Annotated in this window: 18 protein-coding genes; 15 read left to right on the forward strand and 3 right to left on the reverse strand. The window is 53.2% G+C overall.

Features of this window, described 5'->3' with window-relative positions; all coding sequences use genetic code 11:
- The 11 genes from EDM59_RS23170 to EDM59_RS23215 all read left to right on the forward strand — a co-directional run bounded on the left by EDM59_RS23170 (position 1) and on the right by EDM59_RS23215 (position 5,916).
- Complete coding sequence (locus EDM59_RS23170) at positions 1-249, forward strand: hypothetical protein (protein ID WP_122925784.1); 249 nt, start codon at positions 1-3, stop codon at positions 247-249.
- Positions 249-683, forward strand: a complete 435-nt coding sequence (locus EDM59_RS23175; protein WP_122925785.1) for a DUF2634 domain-containing protein — start codon at positions 249-251, stop codon at positions 681-683. The genes EDM59_RS23170 and EDM59_RS23175 overlap by 1 nt, the downstream gene beginning before the upstream one ends.
- A complete protein-coding gene (locus EDM59_RS23180) occupies positions 671-1,486 on the forward strand; it encodes a baseplate J/gp47 family protein (RefSeq protein ID WP_122925786.1) in 816 nt (271 codons plus the stop codon). Before EDM59_RS23175 ends, EDM59_RS23180 begins: the two co-directional genes overlap by 13 nt.
- Positions 1,483-2,055, forward strand: a complete 573-nt coding sequence (locus tag EDM59_RS23185; protein WP_122925787.1) for a putative phage tail protein — start codon at positions 1,483-1,485, stop codon at positions 2,053-2,055. Before EDM59_RS23180 ends, EDM59_RS23185 begins: the two co-directional genes overlap by 4 nt.
- Entirely contained in the window at positions 2,052-2,369 is a 318-nt protein-coding gene (locus EDM59_RS23190) for a hypothetical protein (protein ID WP_122925788.1), read from the forward strand. The genes EDM59_RS23185 and EDM59_RS23190 overlap by 4 nt, the downstream gene beginning before the upstream one ends.
- A 1-nt stretch (position 2,370) precedes the next feature.
- Positions 2,371-2,643, forward strand: coding sequence for a hypothetical protein (locus tag EDM59_RS23195; protein ID WP_122925789.1), 273 nt, complete (start codon positions 2,371-2,373; stop codon positions 2,641-2,643).
- A 57-nt stretch (positions 2,644-2,700) separates the two neighbouring features.
- Positions 2,701-4,125: an Ig-like domain-containing protein gene (locus EDM59_RS31315; RefSeq protein WP_221176065.1), complete on the forward strand. Its 1,425-nt coding sequence runs from the start codon at positions 2,701-2,703 to the stop codon at positions 4,123-4,125.
- The gene (locus tag EDM59_RS23205; RefSeq protein ID WP_122925790.1) at positions 4,125-4,307 is read left to right on the forward strand and encodes a hypothetical protein; all 183 of its coding nucleotides are present in this window, start codon (positions 4,125-4,127) and stop codon (positions 4,305-4,307) included. The genes EDM59_RS31315 and EDM59_RS23205 overlap by 1 nt, the downstream gene beginning before the upstream one ends.
- Positions 4,307-4,417 (forward strand): CD1375 family protein, encoded by a 111-nt coding sequence (locus tag EDM59_RS31645; RefSeq protein ID WP_281274591.1) that lies wholly within the window; start codon positions 4,307-4,309, stop codon positions 4,415-4,417. The genes EDM59_RS23205 and EDM59_RS31645 overlap by 1 nt, the downstream gene beginning before the upstream one ends.
- A 176-nt stretch (positions 4,418-4,593) precedes the next feature.
- Complete coding sequence (locus EDM59_RS23210; protein ID WP_122925791.1) at positions 4,594-5,058, forward strand: phage holin family protein; 465 nt, start codon at positions 4,594-4,596, stop codon at positions 5,056-5,058.
- Positions 5,059-5,916, forward strand: a complete 858-nt coding sequence (locus tag EDM59_RS23215; RefSeq protein WP_246011198.1) for an N-acetylmuramoyl-L-alanine amidase — start codon at positions 5,059-5,061, stop codon at positions 5,914-5,916.
- Positions 5,917-6,080: 164 nt separating this feature from the next.
- Here EDM59_RS23215 and EDM59_RS23220 read toward each other — a convergent pair whose 3' ends face one another.
- The 3 genes from EDM59_RS23220 to EDM59_RS23230 all read right to left on the reverse strand — a co-directional run bounded on the left by EDM59_RS23220 (position 6,081) and on the right by EDM59_RS23230 (position 10,312).
- Positions 6,081-7,484, reverse strand: coding sequence for a methyl-accepting chemotaxis protein (locus tag EDM59_RS23220; RefSeq protein WP_122925792.1), 1,404 nt, complete (start codon positions 7,482-7,484; stop codon positions 6,081-6,083).
- Positions 7,485-7,631: 147 nt separating this feature from the next.
- A complete protein-coding gene (locus EDM59_RS23225) occupies positions 7,632-9,203 on the reverse strand; it encodes a glycosyltransferase family 2 protein (RefSeq protein ID WP_122925793.1) in 1,572 nt (523 codons plus the stop codon).
- On the reverse strand, positions 9,200-10,312 hold the full coding sequence (locus tag EDM59_RS23230; RefSeq protein ID WP_122925794.1) for a glycosyltransferase family 2 protein: 1,113 nt from the start codon (positions 10,310-10,312) through the stop codon (positions 9,200-9,202). The genes EDM59_RS23225 and EDM59_RS23230 overlap by 4 nt, the downstream gene beginning before the upstream one ends.
- 144 nt (positions 10,313-10,456) lie before the next feature.
- Between EDM59_RS23230 and EDM59_RS23235 the strand changes: the two genes are divergently transcribed.
- The 4 genes from EDM59_RS23235 to EDM59_RS31650 all read left to right on the forward strand — a co-directional run.
- Positions 10,457-11,533, forward strand: a complete 1,077-nt coding sequence (locus EDM59_RS23235; protein ID WP_122925795.1) for a tetratricopeptide repeat-containing glycosyltransferase family 2 protein — start codon at positions 10,457-10,459, stop codon at positions 11,531-11,533.
- Between the two features lie 56 nt (positions 11,534-11,589).
- Positions 11,590-11,922: an alpha-helical endospore appendage domain-containing protein gene (locus tag EDM59_RS23240; RefSeq protein WP_122925796.1), complete on the forward strand. Its 333-nt coding sequence runs from the start codon at positions 11,590-11,592 to the stop codon at positions 11,920-11,922.
- Positions 11,894-12,742, forward strand: a complete 849-nt coding sequence (locus EDM59_RS23245; RefSeq protein WP_122925797.1) for a hypothetical protein — start codon at positions 11,894-11,896, stop codon at positions 12,740-12,742. The genes EDM59_RS23240 and EDM59_RS23245 overlap by 29 nt, the downstream gene beginning before the upstream one ends.
- 126 nt (positions 12,743-12,868) lie before the next feature.
- Positions 12,869-16,124: beta strand repeat-containing protein (locus EDM59_RS31650; RefSeq protein WP_148040854.1), on the forward strand; the 3,256-nt coding region annotated here is incomplete at its 3' end.

Below are 16,124 nucleotides of genomic sequence, written 5' to 3' on the forward strand. Positions count from 1 at the left end.
ATGTATTCCGTTATTGCACGGCTGCGGCGAGAAGCCCAGTCTGGATTGGAGGATACGCAGGGGGAATTTGGCGAGCTGTTGTCGTTGTCTCCTTTGGCCGTCAAGCTGGATGAGGACCCAGCGCCACTGGAGGCATATGAGCTTGCCGTATTGCGGAGCGCACAGCTGCGGCTGGAGGATGTCGGGAGGAAGGTAGCGTTGGTCCGCTGCTCCAATGACCAGTACCTGCTGCTGGGGGTGGTTGAGTGATGTTCCCAGAGCTTACAGGAACCGAAGCAGCCGTGACGCAATCGGAAGCGGCTCCTGTCCCATGGACGTACCGCTTCAATTGGGAGACGGGCCAGCTTTTGCAGGGACCAGATGGACGCTATTTACGGACGACTTCGTATGAACAGTTTTTGGAGGAGACGGCGAAAAAGATTCTCCACACGCAGCGTTTTCGTTATGCCATCTACTCGGAGCGCTATGGAGTCGACTTTTTGACGAATCGGGGGAGGCTGCGTTCGGGAATCTCTCTGGCGGTTATCAAGGCTCAGGTGCAGGAAGCGTTGGAAGCGCATAAAGAGATCGAGCGGGCCGAAGTGCTGGATATTCGTTTTGAGGGAAATCGAGTTGTTTTGCAGGGAGAAATAGTAGGGTCACGCGGCTCTACTAAAGTGGAGGTGAACGCATGGCAACGATAGAGAAACCGGAAATGCCGATTTTGCGAGAGTCTGCTGACCAAATCTATCAGCGGATGGCAAACAGGATGGCAGCGCTTGCCCAGCAGCGCGGAGATACGCCGCCCGCGATGGAGGAAGGCGAGATTTTTTACGACCTCGAGTACCCGATCGCGCAGGAAATCAGCGAGCAGCAGCAGTTGCTGGAGTACGGCTTTCTCCAGCGGTTTTTGCCCTGGGCGGATGGCGATTTTTTGGATGCGAACGGAGTGTTTTTTGGACTCCCCCGCAATGAAGGGGAGGAGGATGAGGCTTATCGACAGCGGCTCATTGATCGCGCTCGGACGGAGGAAGGCGATGGCCGTCGGCAGGACTACGAGCGGTGGGCGAGAAACGTGGATGGTGTAGGTGGGGCGGTGGCGATCGAGAAGGCGCGCCATGACCTTTCCATTGATGTTTACATCACGGATATGGAGGGACAGCCGGCGACTACTGAGCTGGCAGAGCTCGTACAGAAGAAGCTAGAAGACAAGCGAAAGGCGCTGCACGATCTGAAAATCCTGTCAGCGAAATTATTTACGGTAAATGTCGCTGTTCGCCTCGCACTGCGGGCAGACGCGGTGCTTGAGAACGTACAGCAGCAAATCACAGATCAAATCCAAACATACCTGAAAGGGCGCCCGCAGATCGTGTATCAGCAGATCGGGACGCTCTTTTTTGTGGATGGAGTCGAGGACTTCGCTTCCTACACCCTGAACGGTGGGGAAGGGAACCTGACTGTCCCGGCTGATGCAGTAGCTTCCCTGAATTTGGCGGTGACCACATGATTCCTGAACGTTATCAAAAGTTGCTGCCCCCTCAGTGGTACGAGAATAAAGTCGCGGAGTATCACTTCGAGGGAACGAAGACAGCAATCGATTCGCACGCGGAAAAACGGCAGAATATGGAGCAGCAATTTTTTCCCCTTTCTGCAACTTGGGGGCTGGATGTGTGGGACTGGATTTACTTCGGCAAGAAGCAACTGCTCAGTATCGAAGAGCGGAGAAAGAACATCCAGCAGAAGCACTGGGCGTACCTCGGGTTTACCCCCAGCGTACTGCGGGCGATCGGGCTTTCTTCCTCGAGTTTTAAGAATGTTCGAATGGTTGAGGACTTTTCGCAAAAGGTCATTCGTTACGTGTATCAGATTGAGGACTCGTTTGATACGAAAAATGCCGTGCAGGCAGTGGAGAGGGTACGACCGATTCACTGCAGTGGTGTTTCCTTCGAGCCTGTGGCATCGGAAAACATCGAGCTGCGGGACACGATGATCGTAGGTATCAAGGAGTATCACGAGGTTTCAGAGTTTCGGGTCGGAATGACCCCTATCAAACGTTCCGAGGTGGTTTTAGCATGATTTTACCAAGCTACCTGGAGACAGTGCGTAATGAGCTGCTGACTCGCATACAGGGCGGTGACATCCTGATTAATAATTCGGTAGCTGTTCCTGTGCAGGCTATGACGATTGTTTCGAATCCGATCGCAGGGATTCTGAACGGAATCGCACTGGAGGTAACTGCGCCGCATGTTGCGGGTGTGCCTGCGATCACTAACGTAAAGCTGAGGACGAAGACGGGAATGGTAATCGCGGAGAAAACAGGCATGATCGAAATGAACGGAGCGCAGTTCCTCTCCATCACGTTCGCCATTGAAGTAAAAGGAGGGCTGTAGGATGTCCTATCAAGCAAAAACAAACTGGACCTTTCACGATCCAGTCACGGAGTACGACATCAATCGCTGGGAGCAGGGGATCGCTGATGCTCACACACAGATAGCTGAACTAACAGCTGACGTTTCAAATTTAAAGACTCGTATGAATACTCTTGAGTCTACGTTGCCGGATGGTTTCACCCGGAACAATTTTAATGATGACCTGTCTACAGTGAGTTCAATCACAGTATTAAGAGGCTTTTACAACGAGGCACAGAGTAGGCTGGAGGTGTAGTTCCATGAAATGGGAAACTGTAGATAACGGCCATTACGCAGGAAGGGTGGATAAGGAGTGACTAAAAGTTCAAAAACATTTCCAGAGAGCACATCAAGAAATCAAACTCAAACGTGGGTGATTCCAAATTTAAAATCGGTCTCGAGTGTCACTGTAAATGCCGGAAATGTTACTTATTCTGCCGCCGGGGATGCCATTACGTTTAATCTATCTAATGGAGCTGTTTCTAGGTCAGTTCAAACGGGTGGGAGTTACACACCTGCTGATACAAAATATATTAGTAGCTATGGCGGTGGTACCGCGTCGAGTATCGATGAACTTAGCCGTCTCCCTACTACTGTATTTTATAATTCTGGCGGGTATTCTGGGACTCTCTCATTATCTTTGAGAGAGGGAAGTGGATATTCGTATTATTATTCCGGCAATGTCACAAGACCTGCTAGTGATACCAGAACCTATACGTATTATTATCAATATACTGTTACAGTTGATTATATTGAAAATAATTTACCAACAATCGTACTTTCATCGCCTTCCAATAATCTTTTATTAGCGGAAGGAAACAACTACCCAATAAAAGGTAACGCCACAGATGCTGACAGCGGAAATGTAATGACCGTAATGTACAAAATCAATAACGGCTCAGCAAGGGCTCTCGCTTCTGGTGTTTCGGATGGTAGTAGTAGTCTCACTTTTGACAAGGCATTAAAGTACAGCAATAAGAGGCTTTGGGATGGTTCTACGAATGTTTCAGGGGATGAATTAGCCGAGAACATCGACCACATCCTTGCTGTTTGGTCCGAGGACAACCAAGGGGGAAAGAGTGCCGAGATCACACGAAAGTTCCGGGTCATATGGAACCGGCCACCGACAATTAACGGTGAAGACAATGAACTCGGAACACTTCTGGTACCCCCGACGATCGAATACTCAGCTGTAGACTCAGAAGGGAATACCTTCACTTTCACGGAGTACCTGAACGGTAAAGAGATCCGATCATTCACAAGTACGGCTGGACAAAACTACACAGTGCAAATTAGTCATGATGCCTGGATCAGACTAGATCTCGATGTACAGCATCAGATCAAGATCAAGGCGACAGACAGCGCTGGATTATCTTCTGAGCGAATCTACACCTTTACCCGCACCGAGACGCATATCGAGTTCATGTTCAACCTCGACAGTCCCGACGTGCAAGGCCACTTTATTCTGGACGGCATGCCGCAGCGGGTGCTTGTGACGCTTGAGCGCTATATCCCAGAAGGTGCGGAGATTCAAAGCGTTAAAGTCTGCAATAATGCGCTGGATGCTTCGCCTACGTGGGAAGACGCTACAAGCGCTGTAAAAGCGAATCGCGGCTTTGTCTTCACAAACACGAACAAGACGGCTGCGAACTGGGCGATTAACATCTGGGTCATTATCGCAAAAGGTACAGCGACGGAGCGAGTCAGACTGAACGGATATGGAGGTGCGTTTGACTGATGCAAATTCATGATCAGACCCCGATCTCAATCATTCGAGAACAGGAGAAAGAGTCCCCAGCTCAAAAGATCGCACGTCTGGAAGCAGCGCTTGCAGCAGCGAAAGAGGAAACGCTCGCGGTCATGGAAGCGACAGCCTTCCTGTATGAAGAGCTGCAGGGTTTGAAGGGAGGCACGACCTGATGGCCTTGATATACTACAGTCTTGTGAAAGCTGGACGTCGTACGATCGATTCTGTACCAGAAAATCTACGCGGGGAAGTGCAGGAGATGCTCCATGCTGACAGCGCTTAGCAGGATGCGCCTCTGGAGCTTCAACATTTGGAGCTTCATCACTAAGGAAAAGTAAACAATTCATCAACGACCCTCGGGACATCCTGAGGGTATTTCTTTTTACGAATAGCTTCATGCATCCCGCGCAGACCGGAAATGAACAATGACCCCAAGGGGGTGAGGAGGGAGATGAGCACATGAAGTTTCTAGAGATCTTCGAGCATGCAGCATCCCCGTCACATGGGTGGGCAGCGACAGCAGGAACGATCACTGCCCCTATCTTTCACTATTTGTATGGACCTGGGCGAACGGATATTTTGGTGGTTCTCCTGTTTTGTATTGCCCTTGACTGGGTGACGGGGATCCAAGCAGCCAAAAAACAGGACCAGACCTATTCTTCCGAGTACGGACTGAGCCGCATACCGCGAACGCTATTTTTCCTGGCTCTGCCTGCTTTAGCGAACCTCTTGGACCGGGTAATGGCAACGCCGGGGTTTCTTTTTTATGGCGTGACCTTTGGGCTGATTTATCACACATGGAACAGCCTGACAGCCAATGCGGCACGCGCAGGCTGGCCCGTACCGAAGGCGATCGCCAATCTGGTAGAGTCCGAGATTAAAGCAAAAACCGAACGCGCGATGAAACAGAAAGAGGGAAAATGAATGCTGCAGATCACGGAAATGCTTTTGACCAACAAGACGGCAAGGCCCGGAATCATCATGACGCCGAAAGCGCTGGTCATCCATTGGACGGCGAATGAAAGCAAAGGGGCAGATGCAAGGGCCAACCGCAGCTATTTCAACCAGCCGACGACGGAGGCGAGCGCCCATTACATTGTGGATGACGTGGAAATCATCCGGTGCCTTCCAGAAAACGAGATGGGCTATCATGTGGGGGCTAAATCGTATAAGCCGGAAGCGGTAAAGCGGCTCAGTGCGTACCCCAATAATTGCACGATTGGCATCGAGATGTGCGTCAATACGGATGGAAGCTTTCAGGCGATGTACAAAAAGACGCTGGAGCTTGCGGTAGACATCCTGAAGCGATATCAATGGGGAATCGAGAGACTATGGCGCCATTACGATATTACGGGCAAAAACTGTCCGGCCTTTTTTACAGCAGACGATTACGCCCATAAATATTTCGGTACGGGAGCAGCAGAGGCATGGAATCGTTTTAAACAAGATATCCACAACTTACTAACAAGTAATCCACAAAAACCACAGGATCATGTGGATAACTGCAACATACAGGTGGCACTTCCAGCTAAGGGGATTTTGCGTGCTGGTGTCTCCTATTTGCCTGTCCGGATGGTTGCGGAGGCGGTTGGGGGAGTAGTGGGATGGGAAGCTGACACGAAAAGGGTGACGGTGAATGGGCAGCAGCTGGATGTTTCTATCGAGAACGGGATCGCTTACGCCGCAGCCAGAAAGCTTGCCGAAGTCTTGAACCGGGAAGCTTCCTGGGAGTCGGCCAGCAGAACTGTTACTTTAGTACCGAAATCGCAGAATACCGGATAAAACGAGAAAATGGCATCCACAAACTATCCACAGCTGTTTTGCTTGATACCCACAGATAATTCAGACTTATTCACAATTTCCTCAATTGCCTGTGAATAACTAACCCCGCCCTGTTTCCTATGCCATTTGATCTGGCAGGAAAACGATAGAAGCGGGGTTTTTTCTTATTTTTCGATCACGTTGCAGTGAATATCTGCACCTAGCACACCGCTGGTTCCGTCTTTGTCCACGAGGCAGGTGGAGATGGTCACACACGGTCGCTTGGTGATAGCGGAAATGTAGGGGGCGGAGATATAAAAACCATCTTGTAGTGCGCCGGTGAACCACTGGCGTCTTTTGGCGTTGAGTATGCCAGCCGGTGGCAGCGAGTGCAGGAAATCGCCATCCGCATTGTTGAGCCATACGGCCTCCAGCGCAGCCGTTTCGCCCATCCATGCCTGAAAAATCTCCTGTAGCGCATCGGGGGAGGAGCACAGGAGGTCTTCCTGGCTCGCCCACGCCTCCATTTGGCTTTTCCACTGGGCGAAGGTGTCGATCGTAAATTGTGGATTGTCGATTATCTCTGCAGGATCACTGTGCTGCTTGACTACTACGGAAAACTCATCGGAGATATCCGTGAGATGTTTACTCGCTTCGAGCAGCTGTCTGACGATGTTGTTTTGACTGGCAGAAATACTCTGTACATCGGAAGCCAGCTGAGTGCTTTCCTTTGACTTGTTCAGGAGATGCGATAGCTGCCCGGTCATGTTTTGCACAGTCTCGACCTGCTTGAGGCAAGAAGCCTCATTCTCGGAAATAATTTGTTCGAGGACATCGAAACGGCCTTGAACCTGGCCAAGAAAACGATGGCTGTCCTCCAGCTCCTGCTTGTTTGCTGCGATCAGGCTTCGATTTTTGTCCAGGACAGTGAGGACTTCTCGGGAGGCACTCTGGATGTTGTGGAGGAGGGGATCGATGTCGAGGAGATTGCGCTTGCCTTGGTCAGCCAGCTCTTTGATCCTGTCTGCGACGATGGCAAAGCTGCGGTCAGAAGCGTCAGCGTGAGAGGCTTCCATCGAGGCGTTCATAGCCAGTGTACTAGTCTCTTCCACCATCGTTTTCAGCAGCTTTTGGATTTCCGCGACGTGCTTCATTTGCTCGAGCAGAAAGTGAACGGATTGGGTCGTACGCATCGTATTTTCGAACAGGCTGGCAAACGTTTCGCTGGTGTGATCCAGTGCTTTTGTAGCATGGCGCAGGTCTTCTTCCAGAGAGGCGTTCGTCTCGCGCATCGTCTTCGCTTGTGCAGACGTATCTTCAGCGCGGTGCTGAACCGTTTGCAGGAAGTGGGTCAAGGTCTCTACACCGTCGAGAGCTTCTGTCTGATTGCGCAAAATGCTCTCGCTCATCGTCAGTACATTGCCCGAAGCCCTCTCGATTCTTCCGGATTCGTTGTAGATGCGCTCTACGATGGATTCTAGCCGGTCTGTCGCGACTACGATATCGTCGGTCAAGAGTTGATTTTCTGCAGCGGTCTCATTGGCGGAAGGATTTTTGTACGCGTTGACGATTTTCAGTAATAACCCCACATGACTCAGTCCCCTCTGTAAGTTCACGTTATGTTTATGTTATATAATCTTACATTAATGTCTGGTTTTTTTACAAGTTCTCTTTCGTAAAAAAAGAAACCGCCAAAACAGGCAGTTTCATGTCATGTATTCTTACTTTTCATCCTTTTACTCACTCCAGGCAATCAACCTGGGCTGCGGGTCGAGGATAGATTCATACTGCTCTTTCCACCCGTACAACCCAGAGGGGTCCAAACGTTTGTAACGTTCGTACTTTTCATGGCGAATCTCTTGGGAGGACCAGCCTAAGTGCTTGACGCGGTAACGGCTGAGGAAGGAGGGCAGCTCGAAAATATTGTTGGGAAAGCGTCCGCAGTGCAGGGGCTGCTCTTTCCAGCTATAGTGGTGGTCAGGCCGGTACCGCAGAAGGAAGGGGCGATATACTTCATGGGCACGCCAGTAGGAATCCTCCCGGTAATGCGTGTCGGTCCACATATCGTACAAACGGAAGCAGCAGACGTCGCCACGCTCGCGCACGAGCAGCTCACGAACCCCTTCGGCGAAGCCATCTTCAAAAACCTCGTCTGCGTCCATGTTCAGGATCCACTCGGGATTTCGCCGGATGGTCTCTTGCCATTGCTGCTTGCGCAAGGCTACTTCATTCAAAAACGGAGAGGTTTCGTTGTGAGTCATGTACAGCGGAATCCCTTTCAGCAGCTCGTGGCAGATTTCTACGGTGTGATCCGTGCTTCCGTCGTTGATGATGACGGCCTCATCGATGTATTCGCGATGCTTGGAGAGGGCTTGGATGAGATACTTGTCTGCTTCGTTGCGAACGATCATAGAAAGCGTGATCTTGGGACGCTCCCGGGCGGAGGCTCTTTTGATGGGAATAGAAGGTGTAACGGTACGGACTGGGGCGGCGCCATAGACTTTTTTCATCCAGTTTGCAGCTTCCGTATAGTCCGACTCCCGATAGACGTGGAAGGCGGGACGATGGGTATCCACATAGAGGGAAAATCCTAATGCAGCAGCTCGTATGCAAAAATGCCGGTCCTCGCCCCAGAAGCTGACGTTTTTGATGGGACAAAAATCAACGCCGGCATCCAAAGCAGAGCGCCGGATCAATGTGCAAGCCCCCAGCCCTCCTACCTCATACAGGCCGGGAACGCGCAGCTTGCTGTAAAAAGCCATTTGTCGTACGAGCTTTTCCTGAGCGGAGAGCTGCTCGTTCGGTGCGTGTTCATATTGTGTGTACTGATCCGAGAGCCAGACTTGCGGGGCAGGGAGAGCATTGGGCTGCCAACTCGTCCAGAAGATCTCCGATACGATGTCTTTTTGACTGTTGAGCAAAACCTCCAGTGTATCCGGCTGGAGCAACAGGTCCGAGTCTATCAAAAAAAGGGCATCGAAATGCTGACGTTTGGCATAGTCGATGATCCGGTTTTTGTATTCGGCGACCTTTCGAATCAAGTCTTGGTTCCAATAGTGCGTGTTCTCATCACAAATGTAAGGCTGGCGCTCGGTCTCCCCTGGAAAGATGACAGAGCGATCCGGAAATCGGTCTGTGAATGCACGAAGCATTTTGCTGGATAAAGCCTGTGTATTGTCATCGACAAAGGCGTAGTGAATGCTTGCCATCTGGCTGTCCAGCTTTTCCAGCGAATAGAAAAACATGCGGAGAATCTCTGGCTTTTGGCAGATGGGGCTGCCGATCAGAACCCGTGGTTTCATGTTCATCGAGTCACCTCTTGTTCCAGCAATCTGTTTGGGGAAAAGAAAGCAGTGGAAGCAGCGGCGTGTTGCGAGTATACGCGCGCATCATTTGGTTTGCCCATTTTCTCCATGCAGCGGGCGAGAGCAGAATAAGCGCGGAAGCTGCCAACACCGCGAAGGCTCAGATGCTCCCACTGGTCTTCACCGAGATAGAGGCATTGCTCCAGCGCTTTGACAGCCTCCGGGTAAAAACCGTGTTCCAGCAAGAAGACACCTTTGTAAAAATGCAGGTCAACATAGGTGGGATAGAGCTGGATGGCGCGCTCGATGCCAGGCCATGCTCCCCGCATGCTGCCGTGATGAAAAAGGATTTCGTATTTCAATTTGTAGAGCAGAGAAGGCGGGATTTGTTGTCGAGTCAAAAAGCCTTCCATGGACAGGTTGACCAACGAGAAGGCTTCTTCCCATTTTCCTTCGCGGTAAACTTCTGCGGCTAAATGGTAGTCGCACCAAGGATCGTAATCGCCTTGGGCTTTTTCTTGAAGCAGGTAGTGCTTGTTGCGCGCTGATTTGGCTTTGCTGGAAAAGGCGTCGTCCATGTAGCCGTAGTGATGAATCTGGACGGGGAGCAGGGGGATCGGCGGGTCAAGTAGGCCGCTTTCAGTAGTCTGCAATCCCTCGTGGATCGAACGAACAAAATGAAAACCTTTCTGATTGCGGAACAGTCGTACTTGCGGGCAGCGATGTGCCAAATGAGGGCGGAGGGTATCTTTGCTAGGACCGAAGTAGTGAATGAGCTTCAAAGACAGTGCAGCTGCATCGCTCGCTTCGACCAGGGACCGCAGCTTCTTCTGGTCGTCGGCGTCGAGCTCCTCGTCCGCATCCATCCACAGGATCCATTTCCCCGTTGCATGCTCCAGTCCGCGATTGCGTGCCTGTGCAAAGCTTCCTTCCCAGGGATGATCCACTACGGTAGCCCCGAAAGAACGACAGAGGTCGGGAGTCCCGTCCGTCGAGCCCGTATCGACCACGATGATTTCGTCTACGCTGGGAAGCACGCTTTGCAGAGCCAACGGAATTTGCTCCGCTTCATTTTTCGCGATCATGCACAGAGAGATCAAGGGAGCTGTCATCAAGCCCTCACCGTTCCTTCCGTGGTTATCCTGTTTTTTACAAGATATTCCTTCCTTCCATCTCTTATGAAATGCCGGGATACATATTGCAAGGCAAGCGGAAATAGGATGGTAGTAATGTTTTGGGGGGAGGGAGCGGTCTGCATGTTCACGATCAGCTTGTGCATGATCGTTCGTGACGAGGAGGGGACTTTGGCTCGATGTTTGTCGAGCGTACGGGATTTGGTGGATGAGATGATCATCGTGGATACAGGCTCCACCGATCACACCAAGGATATTGCCAGAAGCTTTGGTGCCACGCTTTACGATTTTGCCTGGATCGATGATTTTTCTGCTGCACGCAACTTTGCGTTTGGAAAGGCCACGAAGGACTATATCCTTTGGCTGGACGCAGATGACGTATTGGAGGAGCAGGACCGTGCTCGTTTCCACCTCCTGAAGGAGCAGCAGGATTTTGACTACGACGCCGTCTCCATGCCCTATCATCTCACATTGGATGCGGAGGGAAAGCCCGTTCAGTACTTGCGCAGAAATCGGCTTGTGCGAAGAGCTTGCCGCTTTCAATGGCAGGGTGCTGTCCATGAGTATTTGGCGGTCGGGGGACGAGTGCTGCACAGCGAGATTGCGGTTACGCACCGGAAAGAGCGTGCCTACACAGACCGAAATCTGCAAATGTACCTCAAACGAAGGGAGAGGCAGGAAGAGTTTAGCCCGCGAGATACGTACTATTTTGCCAACGAGCTCAAAGATCATGGGCGCTATACGGAAGCCGCGGAGCAATACGAGCTGTTTTTGGACGGTGGCAAAGGCTGGGTAGAGGACCAGCTGGCAGCCTGCTACAAGCTGGCGGAGTGCTACGCTCATTTGGGGCTGTCAGAGAAACAGGTGCAATCGCTGCTGCGCGCCTTGGCCTACGATGCTCCACGGGCTGAGCTTTGCTGCAGGCTCGGGGGCTATTTCTCGGATAAAGCGGACTTTCAGACGGCGATTTACTGGTATCGGCAAGCGACTTTGCTGGAACAGCGGCAGGATGCCATGGGAATGACAGACAACGCTGCCTGGACGTGGCTGCCACATCTGCAGCTCTGTTATTGCTACGACCGGATTGGCGATCAGAAGAAAGCGCGGATTCATCATGAGATGGCCAAAATGTACCATCCACAGCATCCAAGCGTGGTGTACAACGAAGCCTACTTTGCAGCGCGTTCCCAGGCGCAGTGATTGACTTGTAGGGGTTTGGTAGTCAACTTACTTTCGAGAAATGGAGGGTGGGAGGGATGTCGCTGCCCAATATTCCGGATATTACCCCTCGCATTAACCTAAAACGAGAAGAAGTCATTCATCTGCTGTTGACCTCAATCGCGATGGAAGAAATCAGTTTGTCCCATATTATGAATGCAGAGGGCGAAAAAATTCAGCATTTTTTGGAAAAGGACGATGTTAGTCTGGAAGATCTCCTTCGGGTAAACCAGAGCGTGGAACGGATGCTGCGGAGTATCGTCAGCAAGCAAATCCTTTTGCAATTCAAGTTTGACAACATATTGGAGCTGGAAGGCAAAAGCAAGCGGAGTAAGGACGACGATGCCTGCGACGACGATGATGACGACTAAGCTAGAGGATCAGCTCCAGAAGGAAGTACAAAAATGGCTCCGCAATGAAGGAGAGGAAGAGCAGCGAGATCACTTTTGGAGATTGTTCGAGGCCGAACGCGCGGCGGAGAATGCTTTGACGGCCTTGATGAATGGTTTTACCCAGCAAATAAAGAAAGGGCAGTTCCCCGGAGAAGGGACTCCACTGTTTTTCCACTGGCTCGAGTCGGTACAGCATTGCTTGGAAGTCATCGCTTCGTTGCATAGGGTCTCTCTCAATCGGCTCGCGAGGCTGCTGCCTCGTCTGCTGGCCAGGAGCAAGAGTGGGCGAAACGAAAAGCTTTCCCCGGTTGTAGAGGAGAGATATGACAAGGCTGTGGCAGCGGCGGATTCCTTTTCCGAGGGAGTGCTGTTGCTGTTTTTACAAGCCGCACAGCATGTAGAACAAGAAGCGCTGGAGAAGAGGAAAGCAGGAATGCAGCGTGTGCTGGAGGAGATCTTTCGGTTACTGAGACAAAAGGAGGAGTTGCTTCAAATGCTGTTGTCTCCGGAAGAGAGCCAAAGGGAGGCATCGTCCCAGGAGGAAGAGGAGCTTTTGCGATTGGCACAACAAACGTGGGGATTTTCGCGTGCTTCCCTGCGCCCCCCTTCGGACATTCAGACGGCAATCACTTCAAAAGAAGGAGAGGAGAGCGGGAGCAATTCTGAACAAACAATGGTAAGAGTCCATATGGAGCCTCTACAACCTTCTTTTGGAAAGCCGTGGTTACATGAGAGTGTGTGGGGCGGATGGAAGCAAAAGTCGCGAACAGATCGGTATCCAAGAAAGTGGGATGAGTAGCAAAGAACGGTTGCCGTTTGATCATACTTGAAGATCCGGAGAAACCTCTGGCACATAAGCAAGCGTGGGAACCCCGTTTCTGATCGTGGAAAATGAGGAGGTCTTCAAGAGAGGGGGAGGGGTGTCATGTCGTTTCCCAATATACCCAATATTAGTCCAACCATAACGGTAACACGTGAGGAAGCTATTAACCTGCTTCTCTCTTCCTTTGCATTGGAAGAATTAAGTCTCAGCCACATTTTGAATGCAGAGGGAGAAAAGATTCAATATGTTTTAGGCACGCTGCCAGGCATGACGGGATCAGATGCTACGATTGAAGACCTTCTTGCCATCGATCAGAGTGTTCGAGAAATGCTCGATGCCACGATCAAACAAGATATAATCCTCCAGCAAAAAGTCCAAACCGTACTGAATGCCTCGACGCAGCGCGGTCCGACTGGCCCAACAGGGACAACGGGTGCGATAGGTGCGACTGGTTCGACGGGTTCTTGGGATAGTACGGGAGCAACGGGAGTAACTGGAGTCACGGGAGCTACAGGAGTAACGGGAACAACCGGAGTAACTGGAGCCACCGGAGTAACAGGAGTAACCGGAGTAACAGGAGCGCCGGGAGTAACAGGAGTAACGGGAACAACTGGAGAAACCGGAGCCACCGGAGCTACGGGAGTAACAGGAGCCACGGGAGAAACCGGAGCTGTGGGAGTAACAGGAGCCACAGGAGCCACGGGAGCCACCGGGGCCACGGGAGAAACAGGAGCCACCGGAGTAACAGGAGTAACTGGAGCCATGGGAACCACCGGAGCTACTGGAGAAACAGGACTCACGGGAGCCACTGGAGTAACTGGAGCAACTGGGGGCACAGGAGCAACCGGAGTAACAGGGGCCACAGGAGTTACAGGAGCCACGGGAGCAACCGGAACTGTGGGAGTAACCGGAGTAACAGGACCAACCGGAGCCACCGGAGCCACGGGAATAACTGGAGCGACAGGAGAAGCCGGAGCAACCGGAGTCACGGGAGCGCCGGGAGTAACCGGAGCAACCGGAGTAACCGGAGCCACTGGAGTAACAGGACTCACGGGAGCAACAGGAGCAACAGGAGCAACAGGAGTAACAGGAGCCACCGGAGTAACAGGAGCAACTGGAGTAACAGGGGCAACCGGAGTAACCGGAATCGCAGGGGCAACTGGAGTAACAGGGGCAACCGGAGTAACCGGACTCACGGGAGCAACCGGAGTAACAGGGCTCACGGGAGCCACCGGAGCAACTGGAGAAACAGGACTCACGGGAGCAACAGGAGCAACCGGAGTAACCGGAGCCACCGGGGCCACCGGAGTAACAGGGGCAACTGGAGAAACAGGAGCCACTGGAGCCACCGGAGAAACCGGAGTTACAGGGGGCACAGGAGCTACGGGAGCCACTGGAGAAACAGGAGCCACCGGAGCCACCGGAGCCACTGGAGTCACAGGGGCAACGGGAGAAACCGGAGCTGCGGGAGTAACCGGAGCAACAGGAGCAACAGGAGTAACCGGAATCACAGGGGCAACTGGAGTCACCGGAGCCACCGGAACCACCGGAGCAACAGGAGCCACTGGAGTTACAGGACTCACGGGAGCCACCGGAGTAACAGGAGAAACAGGAGCAACCGGAGCCACCGGAGCCACCGGAGCCACCGGAGTCACAGGAGCAACTGGAGCCACCGGAGCAATCGGAGCCACCGGAGCAACCGGAGTCACAGGAGCAACTGGAGCCACGGGAGCAACAGGAGCAGCAGGAGTAACTGGAGAAACCGGAGTCACCGGAGCCACCGGAGTCACAGGAGCCACCGGAGCAACCGGAGCCACCGGAGCCACAGGAGTCACAGGAGTAACCGGAGCCACGGGAGTAACCGGAGTCACAGGAGCCACGGGAGAAACCGGAGAAACCGGAGAAACCGGAGCCACGGGAGCGACAGGAGCGCCGGGAGTAGCTGGAGCAACCGGAGCCACTGGAGTAACAGGACTCACGGGAGCAACAGGAGTAACTGGAGCCACCGGAGTAACAGGAGCCACGGGAGTCACGGGAGCGCCGGGAGTAGCTGGAGCCACCGGAGTCACGGGAGCGCCGGGAGTAACCGGAGCCACCGGAGCCACAGGAATAACTGGAGCAACAGGAGAAGCCGGAGCCACTGGAGCCACTGGACCCACTGGAGCCACTGGAGTTACAGGACTCACGGGAGTAACAGGAGCCACGGGAGAAACCGGAGCTGCGGGAGTAACTGGAGACACGGGAGCAACAGGAGTTACGGGGGCAACGGGAGCCACGGGAGCGACAGGAGTGCCGGGAGTAGCTGGAGCCACCGGACCCACCGGAGTCACAGGGTCAACTGGGGCCACGGGAGCCACAGGTGCTACAGGAGTAACGGGAACAACGGGAGCAACTGGAGCAACCGGAGCCACCGGAGTAACTGGAGCCACCGGAGCCACGGGAGCCACCGGAGTTACAGGAGCCACGGGAGCAACCGGAGTTACAGGAGCCACGGGAGCAACCGGAGCTACGGGAGTAACAGGAGCCACCGGAGTAACCGGAGTAACCGGAGTAACCGGAGTAACCGGAATCACAGGAGCAACTGGAGCCACTGGAGAAACGGGAGTCACAGGGGCAACAGGAGCCACCGGAGCAACCGGAGTAACCGGAATCACAGGGGCAACTGGAGTCACCGGAGCAACTGGAGCCACTGGAGAAACGGGAGTCACAGGGGCAACTGGAGCAACCGGAGTAACCGGAATCACAGGGGCAACTGGAGTCACAGGGGCAACTGGAGTCACAGGAGCAACAGGAGCCACCGGAGTAACTGGAGAAACCGGAGCCACCGGAGCAACAGGAGCCACTGGAGTTACAGGACTCACGGGAGCCACCGGAGCAACCGGAGTAACCGGAATCACAGGGGCAACTGGAGTCACAGGAGCCACAGGAGCCACCGGAGTAACTGGAGAAACCGGAGCCACTGGAGAAACGGGAGTCACAGGGGCAACTGGAGCAACCGGAGTAATCGGAATCACAGGGGCAACTGGAGTCACAGGAGCAACTGGAGCCACAGGAGTAACTGGAGAAACCGGAGCCACTGGAGAAACGGGAGTCACAGGGGCAACTGGAGCAACCGGAGTAACCGGAATCACAGGGGCAACAGGAGTCACCGGAGCCACCGGAGCCACCGGAGCCACCGGAGCCACTGGAGTTACAGGACTCACGGGAGCCACCGGAGCCACCGGAGTAACAGGAGCCACCGGAGTCACCGGAGCCACCGGAGCCACCGGAGCCACTGGAGTAACCGGAGCCACCGGAGTCACCGGAGCAACAGGAGCCACTGGAGTCACAGGAGCCACCGGAGCAACAGGAGCAACCG

This window comes from Brevibacillus nitrificans (assembly GCF_003710965.1).
Classification (GTDB): domain Bacteria; phylum Bacillota; class Bacilli; order Brevibacillales; family Brevibacillaceae; genus Brevibacillus; species Brevibacillus centrosporus.